The organism is Luteibacter sahnii (genome assembly GCF_034063545.1).
Lineage (GTDB): Bacteria > Pseudomonadota > Gammaproteobacteria > Xanthomonadales > Rhodanobacteraceae > Luteibacter > Luteibacter sahnii.
Genome location: NZ_JAQLOK010000011.1, coordinates 1 through 20,644 on the forward strand (window position 1 = coordinate 1; position 20,644 = coordinate 20,644).

The window sequence follows — 20,644 nt, forward strand, 5'->3', positions numbered from 1 at the left end:
AGAAGTGAAACGCGCATGCGCCGATGGTAGTGTGGCTCAAGCCATGCAAGAGTAGGTCACCGCCAGGGGCTTTATCCTAAAACCCGGTCTCGTCGAGACCGGGTTTTTTCTTTTTCTCGCGCCACCCTCCTGCCGGAGGGGTGGGAGCGGACCGCGTCCGCGAACCCTCGACCTCACAAGGCGGCGAATGAGGCCTTGCGAGACCGTTACGGACGTCCCACCGCCCCGCCTGACGCCTGGCATCACACGCCTCGCTTCGCGGCATGACAGCCCCGTCTTTAATCGGCATCATGGTTTCGCACTAATCCTTACCGGAGGAGCGATGGATCTACGACTCAATCGAAGGCAGGAAGCGTTGGTCGCTATCGTCCAGCGCGAAGGCTTCGTTGGCGTCGACGAGCTGGCCAGTCATTTCGACGTCGCGCCGCAGACGATTCGTCGTGACCTGAACCTGCTCGCCGATGGCGGGTTGATTCGCCGCTACCACGGCGGTGTGAGTGCGCCTTCCAGTATCGAGAACGTGGCTTACGCCGCGCGGCAAAGCCTCCAGGCCGACGAGAAAGGACGCATCGCCAAGGCGATCGCACGAGCCATTCCGGATGGCTCATCGCTGTTCATCAACCTCGGGACCACCAACGAGGTCGTGGGACGCGCGTTGCTTGAACATCGCGACCTGCGTGTGATCACCAATAACCTGAATATCGCGATCCTTCTCAGCGACAACCCAACCTTCGAGGTGATCGTCGCCGGCGGCGTCGTCCGCGGTCGAGACCACGGCGTGACGGGCGAGGCCACGATCGAACTCATCCGTCAGTTCAAGGTTGACTACGGCATCATCGGCATTTCCGGTATCGAACCGGACGGCACCCTGCTCGACTTCGATTTCCATGAAGTCCGCGTGGCGCAGGCCATCATCGACCACTCCCGACAGGTTTTCCTCGGTGCCGACCACACCAAGATCGGCCGAAATGCGATGGTTCGCCTGGGTGATTTCTCTCGGGTAAACGCATGGTTCACCGATCGCCAGCCACCCGACGCGCTCATGCCGGTGCTCGAAGCCGCGGGCACCGAACTGCACGTCGCGGGCTGATCGCCGAGCCCCCCACGCGTCGCCGCGAACGGCGCAAACCGAGTGCCCGACACCGGGAAGTGGTGCATGCGCGGCCGCACTCCACGCCCCTTCGTGCGATGCCTCGGCCTGGACGGTCCAGGTAACGCCTGGGTCTTGCTGGCCTGCCACCGGCGGTAAACGGTGGATCGAAACGCCATCGACCGCCGCGCCACCGATTCGCTGCAGTGCAGCGTGCGATGTTCGTTTGTGTTCGAATATGCTCATTTCAACGCGAGCGGCCCGCTCGTCACGATGTGATCTGTTCGTTTATGCGCATACCACTGCGCCTCTGAACCGAATCGAACGTACCCGAGCGTAGGGTGTTCCATCGTGGCGACGCGTCGCTCCCAGCCTGAGCGGAGCGTGCGATGGTCGAGCAAGTCGATGTGCTGGTGGTCGGTGGGGGCGTCAATGGCGTGGGTATCGCGCGGGATGCGGTCGGGCGTGGCCTGAGCGTATGGCTCTGCGAACGCGATGACCTCGCCTCGCATACGTCGAGCGCGAGCACCAAGCTCATCCACGGCGGCCTGCGCTACCTCGAGCAGTTCGAGTTCGCCCTCGTCGGCAAGGCGCTGGCCGAGCGCGAGGTGCTGCTGCGAGCCGCGCCACACATCATCTGGCCGCTGCGCTTCGTGCTGCCGCACCAGCCGCACCTGCGCCCTGCCTGGATGATCCGCATCGGTCTCTTCCTCTACGATCACCTTGGCCGTGGCCGGCGCACGTTGCCGGGTTCGCGTCGCGTGCGTTTCGGCAAGCACGTTACGGGCGAGCCCCTGCGTGACGAGTTCCACCAGGGCTTCGTCTATTCCGACGCGTGGGTGCAGGATGCCCGCCTCGTCGTGCTCAACGCGATGGATGCCGCGCGCCGCGGCGCGCGCATCGAGACCCACACCCGCTGCGTGAGCGCCCGGCGCGACGGGGACGGGTGGACGGCCGAGCTGGAGGGGCGCGACGGTACCCGTCACTTCGTGAAGGCCCGCGCGTTGGTCAATGCGGCCGGCCCGTGGGCCGCGTCCTTTCTCGACGATGTCGCTCACGTCAAGCACGACCACTCGCTGCGCCTGATCAAGGGCAGCCACATCGTGGTGCCGAAGCTGTTCGACCACCGCTACGCGTACATCTTCCAGCAGCCGGATCGGCGCATCGTGTTCGCGATCCCGTACGAGCAGGATTTCACCCTCATCGGCACCACCGACATCGAATACAAGGACGACCCGTCGCGCCCGGTGATCTCCGCGGATGAAATCCGCTATCTGTGCGACGCCGCGAACCGTTATTTCAAGAAGCAGCTGACCGCCAACGACGTGGTCTGGAGCTATAGCGGCGTGCGCCCGCTGCTTCAGGACGACTCGGGCAACGCGTCGGAGGTCACCCGCGACTACCTGCTCGATATCGACCGCAACGGCGCACCGCTGCTCAACGTCTTCGGCGGCAAGCTGACCACCTTCCGCAAGCTGGCGGAAGAAGCCGTCGATCGCCTGGCGCCGCTCCTCGGCAACGAGCGACCCGCGTGGACCGCCGACGCGCCCCCGTTGCCGGGCGGCGGCGAGCGCGACATGGACGAACTGATCGCCGACTTGCGTTCGATCCGTCCCTGGCTCGACGAGCGCTTCGCTTCGCGACTGGCGCACAACTACGGCACGCGTGCCCGCGACCTGCTCGGCGAAGCCAGCGGTCTCGATGAGCTGGGCGAGCACTTCGGTGCCGATCTCTACCAGACCGAAGTCGATTACCTCGTGCGCCACGAATGGGCGACCGAAGCCGACGATATCCTCTGGCGCCGCAGCAAGCTTGGCCTGCGCGTAGACGCCGACGGCGTGCGACGCCTCACCGAATACCTTGCCCGCCGCACACGCCCCCAAGGCATGCCGGCGGCGCAGACACCGTGAAACCAATGGAGAAAGGGATCATGCGGCAACAGATCGGCGAGTTGATATCCGAAGCCCTGGCGATGTTCATCATCATCGCGTTCGGCGATTCCGTGGCGTGCATGTACGTGCTTTACGACCCCAGCCCCTACCAGAATGCCTACTGGGGCGTGTGTATCGCCTGGGGTCTGGCGGTCACCATCGCCATCTACGCCACGGGTTCGATTTCCGGCACGCACGCGAATCCTGCCGTGACGCTGGCCCTGGCCCTGTTCCGCGATTTCCCCTGGAAAAAAGTCGTGCCGTACTGGATCGCCCAGGTTATAGGTGCCTTCCTTGGCGCGGCCATCGTCTATGCGCTGTTCGGTCCGGTGATCGACCATTTCAACCAGGCGCATCAGCTGACCCGCGAGGCCGGTGGTGCCGCTGGCGTGTTCTTCACCCATCCGGGCCTGGCCATCTCGCCGATGCATGCCTTGTCGGACCAGGTGATCCTCACCGCGTTCCTTCTTTTCGGCATCTTCGCCATCACCGAGCAGTACAACGAGATGGCGCCCGGCGCGAACTCGGGCGCGTTGATCATCGGCCTGCTGGTCGCCACCATCGGCGCCTGCATGGGCTATCTGGAGGCATGGGCGATCAACCCGGCGCGCGACTTCGGCCCGCGCCTGTTCGCCTACCTCGCAGGTTGGGGACCGTCGGCACTGCCCGGTCCGGACAACTACTGGTGGGTGCCGATCGTGGGCCCCTTCATCGGCGGCGTGGTTGGCGCGGGCGCCTACCAGCTCCTGGTGCATCCCTTCCTTCCCGCCCGCCAGCGCGCGCTCGCCGAAGCGCGCCAGGCGAAGGTGGCGACTTCCAACGACCTGCTGTGAGGCCCGGACATGGATAAGAAATACATTCTGGCGATCGACCAGGGCACGACGAGTTCGCGTGCGATCCTCTTCGACCATGACGGCAACATCGCCGGTACCGCGCAGCGGGAGTTTCCGCAGATATTCCCCCAGCCGGGCTGGGTCGAACATAACCCTCGCGAGATCATGACCAGCGTGCTGTCGACGATGACCGAGGTCATCAGCAGTTCGGGCATCGACGCCACCTGTATCGAAGGCATCGGCATCACCAACCAGCGCGAGACCGCGGTGGTATGGGACCGCGCCACCGGCCAGCCGATCTACAACGCCATCGTCTGGCAATCGCGGCAGACCGCCGGCATCTGCGACCGCCTCAAGGACGAAGGCCATGAGCAGAAGGTGCGCGACAAGACCGGCCTGCTGATCGACGCCTATTTCGCCGGCACCAAGGTGCGCTGGATCCTCGATCACGTCGAAGGTGCGCAGGAGCGCGCCGAAAAGGGCGAACTGGCCTTCGGCACCATCGATACCTGGCTCATCTGGAACCTCACCGGCGGCAAGGTGCACGTCACCGACTACACCAACGCCTCGCGCACGCTGATGTACGACATCTACGAGCGGCGTTGGGACGACGAGCTGCTGGCCATGCTCAACGTGCCGCGCTCGATGTTGCCGGAGGTGAAATCGTCCAGCGAGGTCTACGGCACGACGCAACCGAAGCTGTTCTTCGGGCTGCAGGTGCCGATCGCGGGTATCGCCGGCGACCAGCAGGCGGCGCTGTTCGGCCAGGCCTGCTTCGAACCTGGGCTGGCGAAGAACACCTATGGCACCGGCTGCTTCATGCTGATGAACACCGGCGAGAAGGCGGTGCGCTCCAAGAACGGCCTGCTCACCACCATCGCGTGGGGCGTTGACGGCAAGGTCGAATACGCGCTGGAGGGCAGCATCTTCGTTGCCGGGTCGGTCATCCAGTGGCTGCGCGACGGACTGCGCATGCTCGGCAAGGCCTCGGACTCGCAGGCGTACGCCGAACGGGCAAAGGATAACGACGGCGTGTACTTCGTGCCCGCGTTCGTCGGGTTGGGGGCGCCGTACTGGCGCAGCGACGTGCGCGGCGCCGTGTTCGGTCTCACGCGTGGCACCACGAAAGAGCAATTCATCCGGGCCGCGCTGGAGTCGATGGCCTACCAGACCCGCGACGTGCTGGAGGCGATGCAGAGCGACTCAGGGCTCGAGCTCAAGGAGCTGCGTGCCGACGGCGGTGCGATCGCCAACGACTTCATGGCGCAGTTCCAGGCCGATATCCTCGATGTGACCCTGCTGCGTCCGAAAGTGCAGGAAACCACGGCGCAGGGTGCGGCCTACCTGGCGGGGCTGGCCGTGGGCTTCTGGAAGAGCAAGGACGACATCGCCCGTCGCTGGGCTGTCGATCGCGAGTTCAAACCGTCGATGGGCCAGGAGCGTCGCGACGAGCTCTACGCGGGCTGGAAGGACGCCGTGAACGCCACCATGGGCTTCAAGCCGCGCGGTTGAGCCATCGCCGATACGGCCGCTCCCACCCTTCCGTCGGACGAAGGGTGGCCATGCGACACGCCGTCTAACGACGGGGGGCGGATCGCATGCGCGATCATCCGAAGCAAATCGCTTAAAAAAGCTCTTCACGCAGTGCCGGGGGCATCCCCCCACGAGCCGGCGGCAAGGCCCGCATCCATGCGACATCCCCGGGCTTCCGCTATGAACAAAAAAGGGTGGCGCATCGCTGCGCCGCCCTTTCGCCTCATCGCCGCCGGGGGCGTGCCCCGCGATCAACCGATGGCGTAGCCGAACTGCTCCTCGAACTCGGCCGCGAACTCGTCGTACGTGAAATACTGGTTCTGCGTGCCGGGATGCTCCACCTTCAGCGCGCCCATGAGCGACGCCATGTTGCCGATGGTCTTCCAGTCGTAGCCCTTCATGATGCCGAAGATGAGGCCGGCGCGGTACGCGTCGCCGCAGCCGGTGGGATCGACCACCTTGCGCTCGCGGGCCGGCCCGATCTCGATCGTCTCGCCATCGGCGTGGATCAACGAACCGCGCGGGCCGAGGGTCACGATGTAGGCCTTCACCTTCGAGGCGATCTCCGCCGCGCTCCAGCCCGTGCGCTGCTGCAGCAACTGCGATTCGTAGTCGTTGACAATGACATACGTCGACTTGTCGATCATCGCGCGGAACTCGTCGCCGTTGAACAGCGGCATCGCCTGGCCCGGATCGAAAATGAACGGCACGCCGCGCGCGGCGAACTCGTCCACGTGCTGCAGCATCGCCTCGCGGCCGTCCGGCGCCACGATGCCGAAGGCATAGTCGGGGATGTCGCGCACGTGGTTGTCGTGCGCATTCGACATGGCACCCGGATGGAAGGCGGTGATCTGGTTGTTGTCCAGATCGGTGGTGATGAAGCACTGCGGGGTGAACATGTCGTCGTACTGGCGCACGCCGTCGAGGCGGATGCCGTGCTTCTCCATGTGCGCGCGGTACGGCGCGAAATCCTGGCCCACCGTGGCCACCGGCATCGGGTGGCCGCCGAGCAGCTTCAGGTTGTAGGCGATGTTGCCCGCGCAGCCGCCGAACTCCCGGCGCATGGCCGGTACCAGGAACGACACGTTCAGGATGTGCACCTGATCCGGAATGATGTGGTTCTTGAACTGGTCCTGGAACACCATGATGGTGTCATAGGCGAGCGATCCGCAGATAACGGCAGTCATGCGATTGGGCGACCCTGAAAGGTAAGTGGCGCGGCCGGAGGGGGCCGCCGCGGGGGCGAACCACCGGGGGCCCGCCAAACCTGCGGATCGTACCCAAAATCGCCTCCGTAGGCGACACCGGGGCAGCCACGACAGTGCGATCCTGGTAACGCATCCTCACGCATCACCCGGACTTACAAGGCTTTCTTAACTTCTGCGCCCTTGCGTGGGACAGGACGCCAATCTAGACTCGCACGCTTACTTTTTCCCGCAATTGGCGCCCGCCGCATCATGTTTAAGAAGTTCCGCGGAATCTTTTCGAACGATATTTCCATCGATCTCGGCACGGCGAATACGCTTATCTACGTGCGGGGCCAGGGCATCGTCCTCAATGAACCGTCGGTGGTGGCGATCCGCCAGGACCGCGGCCCGGGCGGCCCGCGCGCCGTCGCGGCCGTGGGTGGCGACGCCAAGCGCATGCTCGGCCGCACCCCCGGCAACATCGCCACGGTGCGACCGATGAAGGACGGCGTCATCGCCGACTTCACCATGACCGAGGCCATGCTCCAGCACTTCATCAAGCAGGTGCACCGCTCGCGCATGCTGCGTCCCAGCCCGCGCGTGCTGGTCTGCGTGCCCTGCGGCTCCACCCAGGTCGAGCGCCGCGCCATCAAGGAGTCCGCCGAAGGCGCGGGCGCCCGTGACGTCTTCCTCATCGAAGAGCCCATGGCCGCCGCGATCGGCGCCGGCATTCCGGTGCACGAGGCCCGCGGCTCGATGGTGCTCGACATCGGCGGCGGCACCTCCGAGGTGGCGGTCATCTCCCTGAACGGCATCGTCTACTCGCAGTCGGTCCGCGTGGGCGGCGACCGCTTCGACGAGGCCATCATCAACTACGTGCGCCGTAACCACGGCACCCTGATCGGTGAATCCACCGCCGAGCGCATCAAGCTCGAGGTCGGCTGCGCGTTCCCCCAGAGCGAGGTGCGCGAGATGGAAATCTCCGGCCGCAACCTCGCCGAGGGTGTGCCGCGCATGTTCTCGATCAACTCCAACGAGGTGCTCGAGGCCCTGCATGAGCCGCTGTCGGGCATCGTGGCCGCGGTCAAGGCCGCGCTGGAGCAGACCCCGCCGGAGCTGTGCTCCGACGTGGCCGAGCGCGGCATCGTGCTGACCGGTGGTGGCGCCCTGCTGCGCGACCTCGACCGCCTCATCTCCGAAGAAACCGGCCTGCACGTCCAGGTGGCCGACGATCCGCTCACCTGCGTGGCCCGCGGTGGCGGCAAGGCGCTGGAGATGATCGACCAGCACGGCAGCGACTTCTTCGCCTTCGAATGATGGACACGCGCGCCGCGCATTTGGCCGGAGCGCGCTGATCCATGGCCCTCAATCGCGACGACAAGTCGCCGCTGTTCTCGCCCGGCGTGGCGGGCACGCTCCGCCTGATCGTCTACCTGGCGCTGGCCTGCGTGCTGATGGTGCTCGACCACCGCGGGGGCTGGCTGCCCAACGTGCGCTACGCGCTCTCGCTGGTGGTCGAACCGGTCTATCGCATCGCCGGGCTGCCCTCGCGGGGCCTGCATGCCGCCACCGTGGCCTTCGCCGACCGCCAGGCCCTTACCGAGGCCAACCAGCGGCTGCGCGAAGACCTGCTGCTGGCCAACGCCAAGCTCAACCGCATGGCTTCGGTGGCCGAACAGAACCAGCGCCTGAAAGAACTGCTCGACACCCAGCACAGCCTCTCGCTCAACGTGCAGCTGGCCCGCCTGGTGGGCGTCGACCTGGGCACGTTCCGCCACCGCATCGTGCTCAACCTGGGCGCGCGCGACAACGTGCGGGTAGGGCAGGTGGTGATCGATGCCCACGGCGTGATGGGCCAGATCGTGGAGGTGATGCCCACCACGTCCGTCGCCATGCTCATCACCGACCCCAACCACGCCATCCCGGTCACCATCGAGCGGACCGGCCTGCGCACCATCGCGTACGGCTCCCGAGCGGGGGACATGCTCACCCTGCCCAACATTCCGGTCTCGGCCGACGTGCAGGTGGGTGACAAGCTGGTGACCTCCGGTCTCGGCGGACGCTTCCCGCCCGGATTTCCCGTGGGCGAGATCCGCGACGTCGGACAGACGCCCTCGGGCACGTTCCTCGCCGCCCAGGCGCGTCCCGCCGCCGACCTCGACCGCAGCGACGACGTGCTCCTGCTGCACGACCTCGCCGAGCCGGCGGGGCCGCCGCCGTTGGCGACGCCGGCCGGTCCGCCGGCCGACCTCGCACCCGATCCCCAGGCACCGGTCACGCCCACGCTGCCGTCGGTGACCTCCCCCACGGCCACGCCGGTGCCGGCGCACGCGGCCACGAGCGGAGCGCAGCGATGAACAAGGTCCGCGTCCGCCAGCTGTGGTTCGCCGCCACGCTGTTCTTTTCGTTGATGCTGATGCTGATCCCCATGCCGGGGCCGCTGGCACCGTTCAAGCCTTACTGGCCAGCGCTGGTGCTGCTTTACTGGTGCCTGCAGTCGGGCGATCGCGTCACGCTCGGCATGGCCTTCTGCCTGGGCCTGGCCGCCGATGTCTTCGACGGCGCGCTGTTGGGCGAGCAGGCCCTGCGCCTGACCGCGATGGTCTTCATCGCGTTGCGGTTCCGCTCGCGCCTGCGTTTCTTCCCGATGTGGCAGCAGTCGCTGGCCGTGCTCGGCCTGCTGGTGAACGACCGCATCCTCCTGCTGCTGGTCCGCGTGCTTGGCGGTGATCCCTTGCCGCCGGCCGAATTCTGGATCTCGCCGCTGATCGGCACGGCGCTGTGGCCGTTCCTGTTCCTGATTCTCGACGACCTGCGCGCGCGTCTGCGCATCCACGAAGCATGAGCCTGCGGCGCGCCTCCATCAAGGAGCTCCGCGGCGAGGTGGCGCTGTTCCGCCGTCGCGCCCTGGCCGGCTTCGCGCTCATCCTGCTGGGCCTGGCCGGCGTGGTGACGCGCTATGTCTATCTCCAGGTGATGCACCACGAGGAATTCGCCGCGCGGTCGGAGCAGAACCGGGTCAAGCCCCGGGCGATCCCCCCCGCGCGCGGCCTCATCTACGACCGCAACGGCGTGCTGCTGGCCGACAATGTGCCGGCCTTCCGCCTCGAGGTCACGCCCGAGCAGGCCGGCAACCTCGACACGATGCTCGCCGAACTCGGCACCGTGGTGCCCCTGAGCGACGAGGACATCGCCACCTTCAAGAAGCAGGTGAAGCAGAGCCGCCGCTTCGAGGGCGTGCCACTCAAGCTCAAGCTGACCGAAGACGAGATCGGCCGCTTCGCCGTGAACCGCTGGCGTTTTCCCGGCGTCGACGTGGTGCCGTACCTCACCCGCCGTTACACCATGGGCGCGCTGTTCGCGCACGTCATCGGTTACGTCAGCCGCATCGACGCCGACGACCTTGATCGCATGGACGACGACGAGGAAGCCAGCTACAAGGGCACCACGCACATCGGTCGCATCGGCATCGAGCGCTCCTACGAGAAGTTGCTCCACGGCGAGCCCGGGTACGAACTGGTGGAGGTCAACGCCGACGGACGCACGCAGGCCGTGCTCGACACCACGCCGCCCACGCCCGGCAAAAACCTCTACCTCACCATCGACGTGCGCTTGCAGAAAGCGGCCAAGGACGCCATGAACGGCCGGGCCGGCGCCGCCATCGCCATCGATCCGCGCAACGGCCAGGTGCTCGCCTTCGTCAGCGAGCCCGACTACGACCCCAACCTGTTCGTCAACGGCATCAGCCACGCCGATTACACCGACCTGACCACGGCGGCCGACAAGCCGCTCTACAACCGCGCGCTGCGCGGCGTGTACCCGCCGGGCTCCACGGTGAAGCCGTTCCTCGCCCTGGGGGGGCTCACGATGGGCCTGCGCCGGCCGGGCGACACCGTGCTGTCGACGGGCGAATTCTGCATCCCCGGGCAGAGCCGCTGTTATCGCGACGACAAGCGCGGCGGCGACGGCACGGTCAACATGATGCAGGCCATCGAACACTCGACCAACACGTATTTCTACAAGCTCGCGCTCGACATGGGCATCGATCGCCTCTCCGACTGGATGGGCCGCCTGGGCTTCGGCAAGAAGACCGGCATCGATCTCGTGGGCGAGGTGGAAGGCATCCTGCCGTCCCGCGAGTGGAAGGCCACGCGCAGCAAGTCGGGCTGGTTCCCCGGCGAAACCATCATCGCCGGTATCGGCCAGGGCTACTGGGCGGTGACCCCGATCCAGCTCGCGCACGCGCTGGCCACCTTCGCGGGGCGCGGCGTGCCGTATACGCCGCACCTGCTGCTCGACACGCAGGACGGCGTGGACGCGCCGCGCGTGGCGCAGTCGTTTCCGCCGACCGGCCCCTCGGTGATCCGCAAGCCCGCCGACTGGGACGCGGTCAACCAGGGCATGATCGCGGTGATCAACTCGGGCAAGGGCACGGGCAAGAAGCTGGGCATCGGGTTTCCCTACGTTATCGCGGGCAAGAGCGGCACGGCCGAACGTTTCTCGCGCAAGACCGACGCCTACGACACCAACAAGAACAAGGCCTACCTGGCCAGCCGCCACCGCGCGCTGTTCATCGCCTACACCCCGGCGGAAGACCCGAAGATCGCGGTGGCCGTGGTGCTGGAGGCCGGTGCGTGGGGTGCGGAAGACTCCGGTCCCATCGCGCGCAAGATCCTCGATCAGTGGGTGGTCGGCGAAGGCGGCCCGCGGCCGGTCGATCCGGATCCGAACACGCCGGTGACCACCTCCGACGCAGCGCCCGAGCCGCCGGCCCCCGCGTCCGCCTCGTCGGTGCAGGGCGCCCAGCCGGCCCCGTCGGACAGCGCGGCGATGCCCTACGACAACGGTGACGACCAATGAGCGTGTTCGAAGGGATGACGGTGCGCCTGAAGCGTTTCGGCCTGCGCCTCATCAGCCGGCCGCGCCTGGACCTGCCCCTGCTGCTGGCGCTCTTCGTGCTGGCCTGCGCGGGCCTGGCCACGCTCTACAGCGCGGGTGGCGGCAACTACTCGCTGGTCGGCGGGCAGGCCGCCCGCTTCGTGCTCGGCGCGGTGTTGCTGGTGGTCATCTCGCGCATCCCGCCGCCCGTGCTGCGCTCGTGGACGCCCTGGCTCTACATGGGCAGCACGGCGCTGCTCGTGGTGGTGGCCGCGCTGGGCGAGGGCAGGGGGGCCTATCGCTGGCTCGACCTCGGCGTGATGCGCTTCCAGCCGTCCGAACTGCTCAAGCTGACCATGCCGATGATGGTGGCGTGGTACCTGCACCCCCGCCAGCTGCCGCCGGGCTGGAAGGACATCATCGTGGTGGGCCTGCTCATCGCCGTACCCGCCGGCCTCATCGCCGAGCAGCCCGACCTGGGCACCGCCCTGCTCGTGGCGGGCGCGGGTGCGTTCGCGCTGTTCCTGTCGGGCATGGCGTGGTGGCGCATCGGCCTGCTCGTGGGCGGCGCCGCGGCGGCCGTGCCGGTGGCCTGGCAGTTCCTCCACGAATACCAGCGCAACCGCGTGCGCACGTTGCTCGATCCGGAATCCGATCCGCTGGGCAACGGCTGGCACATCATCCAGTCGAAGATCGCCGTGGGCTCGGGCGGCCTGTTCGGCAAGGGCTGGCAGCACGGCACCCAGTCGCGCCTGGATTTCCTGCCCGAGCACACCACCGACTTCATCTTCGCCGTGTTTTCCGAAGAGTTCGGCCTGGTCGGCGTGGTGGCGATCATGCTGCTGTACGCCTTCATCATCGGCCGCTGCCTGTGGATCGCGATGAACGCGCGCGACACCTATTCCCGCCTGCTCGCGGGCGCCATCGGCATGAGTTTCTTCGTCTACGTGGCGGTCAACGGCGGCATGGTCGCCGGCGTGCTGCCGGTGGTGGGCGTGCCGATGCCGCTGGTGAGCTACGGCGGCACCTCGGCGGTGTCGCTGCTCACGGGCTTCGGCGTGCTGATGTCCATCCACGCCAATCGCAAGCTCCATGACTGAACGGCGGCCGACGATCGCCCCGGGGCGGCCATGTCCGCATGTTACGCTTCAGCGCATGGATGAAGTTCTCGCTGCGCGCCGCGCCCGCCCCGCACGTTTCCTCCCGCGCCTGTCGTGCGCGTCGCTGGTCTTCCCCTTCTGCCTGGCGGCGATGACCGCCTCGGCCCAGACCCATCCGGGCCAGGCCGAGCTGGTGCGCGACGTCGCGCGCGACACGGGCAAGAGCCCGGCCGCGCTCAACCGCCTGCTCGACGGGGCGAAGAAGCAGCAGTCGATCATCGACGCGATGAACCGCCCGGCCGAAGGCAAGGCGTGGAAAGACTACCGCCCGATCTTCCTCACCGAGGAGCGCATCCAGGCGGGGGCCGACTTCTACCGCGAGCATCGCAAGCTGCTCGACACGATCGGCCGCCGCTATGGCGTGCCACCCGAATACATCGTGGCGATCGTCGGCGTCGAAACCTTCTACGGCCGCAACACCGGCAAATACAAGGTGCTCGACGCGCTCACCACGCTGGCCTTCTATTACCCCAAGCGCGCGCCGTTCTTCCGCGGCGAGCTGAAGACGTTGCTCGAACTGCCGTCCAACCACCTGGCCGGCCCGATCGACACGCTCACCGGCTCATACGCCGGCGCGCAGGGCTGGGGCCAGTTCATGCCGTCGTCGATCCGCCAGTGGGGCGTCGACTACGACGGCGACGGCCGCATCGACATGAAGGGCAACCTCGGCGACATCTTCGCCAGCGTCGCCAACTATTTCGCCGAGCACGGCTGGGAAACCGGCGGTCCGGTCGCCGCGCCCGCGCAGCCCGACCGCCGCGCGAAGGCGCCGGGCGTGCCGAAAGACTGGCACCCGACCGGTACGGTCGAGGGCTTCGTGGCCGATGGCTTCGCGCCGGTGCAGCACCTCAACCCCGGTCGTCCCGCGCAGCTGCTGCGCCTGGATGGCCCGAACGGCGACGAATACTGGTTCACGTTCCAGAACTTCTACGTGATCACCACCTATAACCGCAGCCCGATGTACGCGCTCGCCGTCCACCAGCTGGCGCAGGAGATCCGCGCCCGCGTCACGGGTTCCGCCGGGCGATGACGCAAGGGGGCCGGCAACGAGCCCTGCCGGACGTAGCCGGCGGCAGGGGCCGTTGGCTGGGGTATCGCGCCGTCGCGTGGCTGGCGCTCATCGTCGCGGTGTCGTGCCTCACCGCCTGCGGCGGCGGTCACCACAACGTGCGCCCGGGCTCGCGCGGCGGCAGTGGCGGCTCGGCCCGTGGCGGCTATGACGACATCAGCAAATCGCAGTCGTCGCGCTACCGTTCCAGCCGCGACAGCGTGCCCACGGATATCCCCGACGTCAGCAAGCTGCCCGAGCCGGTGCCCAAGACCGAGCCACGCTCGCTCTACGGCAACAAGTCGCCCTATAGCGTGCTGGGCCAGACCTACACCGTGATGGACAACCCCCGCGGCTACGTCGAACGCGGCATCGCGTCGTTCTACGGCAACAAGTTCCACGGCTACAAGACCTCGAACCTCGAGGAATACGACATGTACCAGTTCTCGGCCGCGCACAAGACGCTGCCGTTGCCGAGCTACGCGCGTGTCACCAACCTGGAGAACGGCAAGAGCGTCATCGTCCGCATCAACGACCGCGGCCCCTTCCATGAAAACCGCCTGATCGACCTCTCGTTCGCCGCGGCGGTGAAGATCGGGGTCTGGCCCAAGGGCACCGGCCTGGTGGAGGTGCGCGCCATCGATCCGCGCGATCCGTCCTCCGCCGCCGCGCCCGCCGTGGTCACCACGCCCCGTCCGGCACCCGTCACCGCGCCGCCGCCGCCCGTGCGCACCTGGGCCGCGCCCGCCGGGGCCCGCACCGCGGCGACGCCCGCCTCGGTCGCGGCCGCCGCCGCGCTCGCCGGCACCCCGCGGCCCGCCCCCACGTCGACCACCGCGACGCCCGTTGCGACGGGCAATCCGGCCGACGCCGGCCCCGTCGCCGGCATGACCGATGCGTCGGTCGCCGACGCGCTGCCGGCGTTGCCGGGCAAGCCCGCGTCGCCTTCGCCGGTCATCGCCACCCGGCCCGCCGCCACGGCCTCGCCCGCCGCCGTGCCCGGCAAACCCAGCATCTACCTCCAGGTCGGGGCCTTTTCCGACATGGCCAACGCCCGGCGCGTGGCCGACCAGTTGAACCGGGCGGGCCTGGGGCCGGTCAGTGTGATCGAGGCCTCGGTCGGTGGCCGTACCGTGCGCAAGGTACGCGTCGGCCCCCTCGCCGACGTCGACACCGCCGACCGCGTGACCGACCAGATCGCCGGGATGGGCCTGCCTCGACCCCAGGTCGCGGTAGACTGAACCTCTTTTTTTCCTGTTTTGACTGGACCGCAGAAACGATGAAGCTCTTGCCCCGCTCCCTGTTCGCTTTCGCCGCCGCCGCGCTCGTCGCCGGCGTGACCATGGCGCAGCAGACGCCGCCGCGTCCCTCGGTGCCTCGCCCCGTGGTGCCCGACGCGCCGGTGCCTCCGCCGCCGGATGTGGAAGGCAAGAGCTGGGTGCTCATGGACTACAACACCGGGCAGATCATCGCGTCGAAAGATCCGGACATGCAGGTCGAGCCGGCTTCGATCACCAAGATCATGACCGACTACGTGGTGTCCGCCGAAATCGCAAACGGCAAGATCCACATGACCGATCCGGTCACCATCAGCGAAAACGCCTGGCGCGGCGGCGGTGCCGGCACCGACGGCTCCACCAGCTTCCTCAAGCTCAACAGCCAGGTGCCGCTCAAAGACCTTCTCTACGGCCTGATCATCCAGTCCGGCAACGACGCGGCCATCGCACTGGCCGAGCACACGGCCGGCTCCGAGCCCGCGTTCGCCAACCTGATGAACGCCTACGCCAAGCAGATCGGCATGACGCACTCGAACTTCGAGAACGCGTCGGGCTACCCCATTTCCAATCACTACACGACGGCCCGCGACATCGCGATCCTCTCGCGCGCGCTGATCCACGACTTCCCCGAGGACTACGCCATTTCGGCGGTGAAGGAGTTCGAGTGGAACGGCATCAAGCAGCACAACCGCAACCTGCTCCTGTGGCGTGACAACACGGTCGACGGTATCAAGACCGGCCACACCGCCGCCGCGGGCTTCTGCCTGGCCGCCTCGGCCAAGCAGGGCGACGCGCGCATGATCGCCATCGTCATGGGGGCCAGCAGCGAGAAGGGCCGCGCCGATGCCGCGCTGTCGCTGCTCAACTACGGCTTCCGCTTCTACGAGGCGCACAAGCTGTACGAGGCCAACAAGCCGCTGGCCACGCCGAAGCTGTGGAAGGGTGCCGAAAACACGCTGCCGCTGGGCGTCGCCGAAGACGTCATGGTCTCGGTCAAGCGCGGCGACTACGACAAGCTCAAGGCCAACCTCGACATCCCGTCGACCCTGATCGCCCCGTTCAAGAAGGGCCAGCAGGTGGGTACGCTGCGCGTGACGCTCGATGGCCAGCCGGTGGTCACCGCGCCGCTGGTGGCGCTCAACGACGCGCCCGAGGGCGGGTTCTTCTCGCGCCTGTGGGACACCATCCTGTTGTGGTTCCATAGCGACGACGCCAAGTCCGACAAAAAGTAAGGAGCCCGCCATGCGTGAGATCGACTTCAGCCACGCCCAGAAAGAGGGCAAGGGCTTCCAGTTTCCCGGCGAGTTCGAAATCACCGCCATCGGCAACGCCAACGCCGGCCTCGACAAGCACGTGCCGGCGCTGCTCCACGGCATCGGCCTGGAGGTGCTCCACGAGACGCTGTCGACCAAGCTCACCCCTGCGGGCAATTACCAGTCGGTGACCGTGAGCTTCGTCGCGCCGACACGCGACAAATACCTCGAAGCGCACAGCACGCTCCGCGCGGACGAAAACATCCGTTTCACCATGTAGGAGCGCGCCTTGCGCGCGACGTGCCGGGGAGTCGCGCGCAGGGCGCGCTCCTACGGCGTTCTGGGCGGCGCCTTGTCCGGCGCGGGCTCCGCCCACACGTTCCCTCCACTGACCTGATCTCCCGCTCCCATGACCCTCCCCCTCAACGTCCGCCGGCTGGGGCGCGTCCCCTACGAAGCCACCTGGAAGGCCATGAGCGCCTTCACCGACAACCGCACCGACGACACCGTCGACGAGCTGTGGCTGCTCGAGCACGACCCGGTGTTCACCCTGGGCCAGGCGGGGCTGGAAGAACACGTGCTGTTTGCCGGCGACATCCCGGTGGTGCGGGTGGACCGCGGCGGCCAGGTGACATACCACGGCCCGGGCCAGATCGTGGCTTATCCCATGATCGACCTGCGCCGCGTCGGCGTCGGCGTGCGCGAGCTCGTCCACGGGATCGAGCAGGCCATCATCGATACCCTGGGCGAGTGGAACATCGGTGCCGACCGCCAGGAGGGCGCCCCCGGCGTCTACGTGGCCGGGGCCAAGGTGGCTGCCCTGGGCCTGCGCATCCGCCGGGGCTGCAGCTTCCACGGGCTGGCCTTCAACGTCGACATGGACCTGGAGCCCTACCACCGCATCAATCCTTGCGGCTACAAGGGCTTGGAAGTCACCCAGGTGCTAGACTTGGGTGGCCCGTCGCGCTTGGCCGACGTGGAAGACGTCCTGGTGCAGGCATTCTGCAAGCAGTTCGGCTTCCATGCCGTCGAGGCCGACCCATCCCTTCCCGAACTCCCCGCGCGCCTTGCGGTCTGAAGGCCTGACCCTCATGAGCCAAACCGCCCCCACTTCCCCTCGCAGCATCCCCATCGCCGTGGTCGACAAGCCCGGCGAGAAGATGCTCGGCAACGACAAGATCGCGCTCAACCGCGCGGGCTTCGATACCGCGCAGCCCGCCTTGCGCAAGCCCGGCTGGATCCGCGTTCGCCTGCCCCAGGGCAACGCCGTGCAGCAGCTGAAGGCCCGACTGCGCGAAAATTCGCTGGTGACGGTGTGCGAGGAAGCCTCGTGCCCGAACATCCACGAGTGCTTCTCCAAGGGCACCGCCACGTTCATGATCCTCGGCGAGGTATGCACCCGGCGCTGCTCGTTCTGCGACGTGGCCCACGGCCGTCCGCTGCCGCCCGATCCGCTCGAGCCGGCGCGCCTGGCCGAGACCATCCGCGACATGCGCCTGAAATACGTGGTGATCACCTCGGTCGACCGCGACGACCTGCGCGACGGTGGCGCCGAGCATTTCGCCTCGTGCATCCGTGCGGTGCGCCACGCGAGCCCGGACATCCGCATCGAGGTCCTCACCCCTGATTTCCGTGGCAAGGGCCGCATGGAGCGCGCGCTCGAGGTGCTGAAAGACTTCCCGCCGGACGTCTTCAACCACAACCTCGAAACCGTGCCGCACCTCTACCGTGAGGTGCGCCCGGGCGCCGACTACCAGTGGTCGCTCGACCTGCTCAAGCGCTTCAAGGCGCAGCATCCCGAGGTGCCGACCAAGTCCGGCATCATGCTGGGCCTGGGCGAAACCTACGACCAGGTCATCGAGACGATGCGCGATCTACGCGCCCATGACGTGGACATGATCACCATCGGCCAATACCTGCAGCCGACGGCGCATCACCATCCGGTGGTCCGCTATTGGACGCCGGACGAATTCGAGGCACTGCGGGTCGAAGGTGAGGCGATGGGGTTCTCCCATGTCGCTTCCGGTCCGCTGGTGCGATCCTCCTACCATGCCGACCTGATGGCCCACGCCGCCGGCGTCGTCGAATAACCCGTAAGAAGCACCCCGAGGCTTTCACTACATGACCCTTCGCCCCGTGTCGCTCGCGCTCCTCCTGGCCCTCGCCATCCCCGGAGCGCACGCCCAGACCGCCACACCGCAGCCGGGCGCCACTGCGCCGGCGAAGGATCCCACCCCGCAACCGAAAGACGCCTCCGAGGCCGCCACCTCGCCCGAGCCGCAGCGCAAGGAATCCACGCTGCCGCTCAAGGCTACCCCGGCCGAGACCCAGGCCGCGCAGCTTTCGGCCCGTTTCCTCACGCGCTTCCATTATCAGGCCCAGCCGCTCGACGACGCGATGTCGGCGAAGATCTTCAAGGCCTACTTCGACGCCCTCGACGGCGAGAAAGTGCTGTTCACCCAGGAAGACATGGCCCGGTTCGAGCCGCTGAAGACGCAGTTCGACGACGCCATCTGGAACCAGGACCTCTCCGGTCCGTTCTCGGTCTTCAATCTCTACATCACGCGGTCGGTCGACCGCATGAATTACGCGCGCAGCCTGCTCAAGAAGGGCTTCGATTTCAGCGGCAACGAGACCTACAACTTCGACCGCAAGAAGGCCACGCCGCCGAAGAACCAGGCCGAGCTCGACGACATCTGGCGCAAGCGCACGATGAACGACTGGTTGCGCCTGAAGCTGGCCGGCAAGAGCGACGACGATATCCGCAAGACGCTCGACAAGCGCTACGCCAACTACATCACGCGCATCCGCCAGCTCGACGACGAAGACGCCACCCAGGCGTTCATGACGGCGTATTCGAACTCCACCGATCCGCACACCGACTACCTCGGCCCCCGCGCGGCCGACCAGTTCGATATCGCCATGCGGCTCTCGCTCGAAGGCATCGGCGCGGTGCTGCAGGCGCGCGACGACTACACCGTGGTGCGTGAGCTCGTGCCAGGCGGTCCGGCGAACAAGTCGGGCAAGATCAAGCCCGGCGACCGCATCGTGGCCGTGGGCCAGGGCGAAACCGGGCCCATGGTCGATGTCGTCGGCTGGCGCCAGGACGACGTCATCAAGCTCATCCGCGGCAAGAAAGACACCACCGTGCGCCTCGAACTGCTGCCCGCCGAAGCCGGCGTCGACGGCAAGCACGACATCGTGACCCTCGTGCGCAAGAAGGTCACCATGGAAGAACAGGCCGCCAAGTCGAAGGTCATCGAGGTGAAGGACGGCGACGTCACCCGCAAGATCGGCGTGATCGACCTGCCCACCTTCTACCAGGATTTCGGCGCCCGCCGCGCTGGCGACGCCAACTTCAAGAGCGCCACGCGCGACGTCAAGAAGCTGCTCACCGAGCTCAAGGCGCAGAAGGTCGACGGCGTCATCATGGACCTGCGCAACAACGGCGGCGGCTCCCTCAACGAAGCCACCGAACTCACCGGCCTGTTCATCGACACCGGCCCTGTCGTGCAGGTGCGCGATGCGCGTGGGCAGGTGGAGGCGCAGGGCGACGACGATCCGGGCATGGCCTGGGACGGCCCGATGGCGGTCATGGTCAACCGTGGCTCGGCATCGGCGTCGGAGATCTTCGCCGCCGCGATCCAGGACTACGGCCGCGGCATCATCATCGGCGAGCCGACCTTCGGCAAGGGCACCGTGCAGAACCTCGTCGACCTGGACAAGTTCGGCAAGGCCACCACCGGTGAAGACGCCAAGTATGGCGAGCTGAAGATGACCATCGCCGAGTTCATCCGCATCAACGGCGACAGCACGCAGCTGCACGGCGTCACCCCCGACGTGCGCTTCCCGGAAAACGGCGACGCGAAGGAATTCGGCGAGTCCACCTACGACAACGCCTTGCCGTGGCGCCACATCGATCCGGCCGACTACAAGCCGGTGGCCAACCTCAAGCCGCTGTTCGCGCCGCTCAACCAGAAGCACGACGCCCGCGTGGCAACCTCGCCGGCGTGGAAGCTGATGCTCGACGAACTCGCGCAGTACAAGAAAATGCGCGACAAGACCGACATCTCGCTCAACCTCGCCACGCGACAGGCCGAGCGCAAGCAGTTCGACGCGACGCAGGCCGAGTTCCGCGCGCGACGCAAGGCGATCTTCGGTGACGACGGCGACGACGGCGCGGATATCTCCGACGACGGCCTGAACGCCAACGAGCGCAGCATCAAGACGGACCTCAAGCAGGAGGCCGAGGCCAAGAAGGCCAAGGACACCCCGCTCGACGAAGCCGCCCACATCGTCAGCGACGAAGTCGGCCTCATCAAGGCCGATCCCAAGCTCGCCGCCGACGTGCTGCCCTACGGCGGCCACAAGGACGCGCCGCAGACCGCGCAGGCCGCCAAGCCCGCGCACTGATCCACGCCACGAGGGCCGCCGTCCAACGGCGGCCCTCCATC

17 protein-coding genes are annotated in these 20,644 nt (G+C 67.2%); 16 read left to right on the plus strand and 1 reads right to left on the minus strand.

Going from position 1 to position 20,644, the window contains the following annotated elements; translation table 11 throughout:
- Positions 1-322: 322 nt before the first annotated feature.
- From PI246_RS17480 to glpK, 4 genes are all read left to right on the plus strand, one after another.
- Complete coding sequence (locus PI246_RS17480; protein WP_320552665.1) at positions 323-1,090, plus strand: DeoR family transcriptional regulator; 768 nt, start codon at positions 323-325, stop codon at positions 1,088-1,090.
- A gap of 389 nt (positions 1,091-1,479) precedes the next feature.
- Positions 1,480-3,000 carry a glycerol-3-phosphate dehydrogenase gene (glpD, locus tag PI246_RS17485; RefSeq protein ID WP_320552608.1) on the plus strand — a complete coding sequence of 507 codons (1,521 nt, stop codon included), beginning with the start codon at positions 1,480-1,482 and terminating at the stop codon, positions 2,998-3,000.
- A 17-nt stretch (positions 3,001-3,017) separates the two neighbouring features.
- On the plus strand, positions 3,018-3,854 hold the full coding sequence (locus tag PI246_RS17490) for an MIP/aquaporin family protein (protein ID WP_320552666.1): 837 nt from the start codon (positions 3,018-3,020) through the stop codon (positions 3,852-3,854).
- Positions 3,855-3,863: 9 nt separating this feature from the next.
- Positions 3,864-5,366, plus strand: coding sequence for a glycerol kinase GlpK (gene glpK, locus PI246_RS17495; RefSeq protein WP_320552609.1), 1,503 nt, complete (start codon positions 3,864-3,866; stop codon positions 5,364-5,366).
- A gap of 272 nt (positions 5,367-5,638) precedes the next feature.
- On the opposite strand, the gene PI246_RS17500 is transcribed toward glpK, so the two are convergent.
- On the minus strand, positions 5,639-6,574 hold the full coding sequence (locus tag PI246_RS17500) for a carbohydrate kinase family protein (protein WP_320552610.1): 936 nt from the start codon (positions 6,572-6,574) through the stop codon (positions 5,639-5,641).
- A 270-nt stretch (positions 6,575-6,844) separates the two neighbouring features.
- On the opposite strand from PI246_RS17500, the gene PI246_RS17505 reads away from it, so the two are divergent.
- The 12 genes from PI246_RS17505 (at position 6,845) to PI246_RS17565 (ending at position 20,603) form a co-directional block, all read left to right on the plus strand.
- Positions 6,845-7,891: a rod shape-determining protein gene (locus PI246_RS17505; protein WP_144915232.1), complete on the plus strand. Its 1,047-nt coding sequence runs from the start codon at positions 6,845-6,847 to the stop codon at positions 7,889-7,891.
- A 41-nt stretch (positions 7,892-7,932) separates the two neighbouring features.
- Complete coding sequence (mreC, locus tag PI246_RS17510) at positions 7,933-8,931, plus strand: rod shape-determining protein MreC (RefSeq protein WP_320552611.1); 999 nt, start codon at positions 7,933-7,935, stop codon at positions 8,929-8,931.
- The gene (mreD, locus tag PI246_RS17515; protein WP_320552612.1) at positions 8,928-9,419 is read left to right on the plus strand and encodes a rod shape-determining protein MreD; all 492 of its coding nucleotides are present in this window, start codon (positions 8,928-8,930) and stop codon (positions 9,417-9,419) included. The genes mreC and mreD overlap by 4 nt, the downstream gene beginning before the upstream one ends.
- Entirely contained in the window at positions 9,416-11,434 is a 2,019-nt protein-coding gene (gene mrdA / locus PI246_RS17520; protein ID WP_320552613.1) for a penicillin-binding protein 2, read from the plus strand. Before mreD ends, mrdA begins: the two co-directional genes overlap by 4 nt.
- Positions 11,431-12,552 (plus strand): rod shape-determining protein RodA, encoded by a 1,122-nt coding sequence (gene rodA / locus PI246_RS17525; RefSeq protein WP_320552614.1) that lies wholly within the window; start codon positions 11,431-11,433, stop codon positions 12,550-12,552. Before mrdA ends, rodA begins: the two co-directional genes overlap by 4 nt.
- Positions 12,553-12,607: 55 nt before the next feature.
- A complete protein-coding gene (gene mltB, locus PI246_RS17530) occupies positions 12,608-13,642 on the plus strand; it encodes a lytic murein transglycosylase B (protein WP_407069835.1) in 1,035 nt (344 codons plus the stop codon).
- Entirely contained in the window at positions 13,639-14,901 is a 1,263-nt protein-coding gene (locus tag PI246_RS18565) for a septal ring lytic transglycosylase RlpA family protein (RefSeq protein ID WP_407069836.1), read from the plus strand. The genes mltB and PI246_RS18565 overlap by 4 nt, the downstream gene beginning before the upstream one ends.
- 38 nt (positions 14,902-14,939) lie before the next feature.
- On the plus strand, positions 14,940-16,169 hold the full coding sequence (locus PI246_RS17545; protein WP_320552615.1) for a D-alanyl-D-alanine carboxypeptidase family protein: 1,230 nt from the start codon (positions 14,940-14,942) through the stop codon (positions 16,167-16,169).
- 10 nt (positions 16,170-16,179) lie between these two features.
- Positions 16,180-16,470, plus strand: coding sequence for a DUF493 family protein (locus PI246_RS17550; RefSeq protein ID WP_320552616.1), 291 nt, complete (start codon positions 16,180-16,182; stop codon positions 16,468-16,470).
- A gap of 129 nt (positions 16,471-16,599) precedes the next feature.
- Positions 16,600-17,268, plus strand: coding sequence for a lipoyl(octanoyl) transferase LipB (gene lipB, locus PI246_RS17555; protein ID WP_320552617.1), 669 nt, complete (start codon positions 16,600-16,602; stop codon positions 17,266-17,268).
- A gap of 13 nt (positions 17,269-17,281) precedes the next feature.
- On the plus strand, positions 17,282-18,280 hold the full coding sequence (lipA, locus tag PI246_RS17560) for a lipoyl synthase (RefSeq protein ID WP_320552618.1): 999 nt from the start codon (positions 17,282-17,284) through the stop codon (positions 18,278-18,280).
- Between the two features lie 31 nt (positions 18,281-18,311).
- A complete protein-coding gene (locus tag PI246_RS17565) occupies positions 18,312-20,603 on the plus strand; it encodes a carboxy terminal-processing peptidase (protein ID WP_320552619.1) in 2,292 nt (763 codons plus the stop codon).
- The last annotated feature ends 41 nt before the right edge of the window (positions 20,604-20,644 follow it).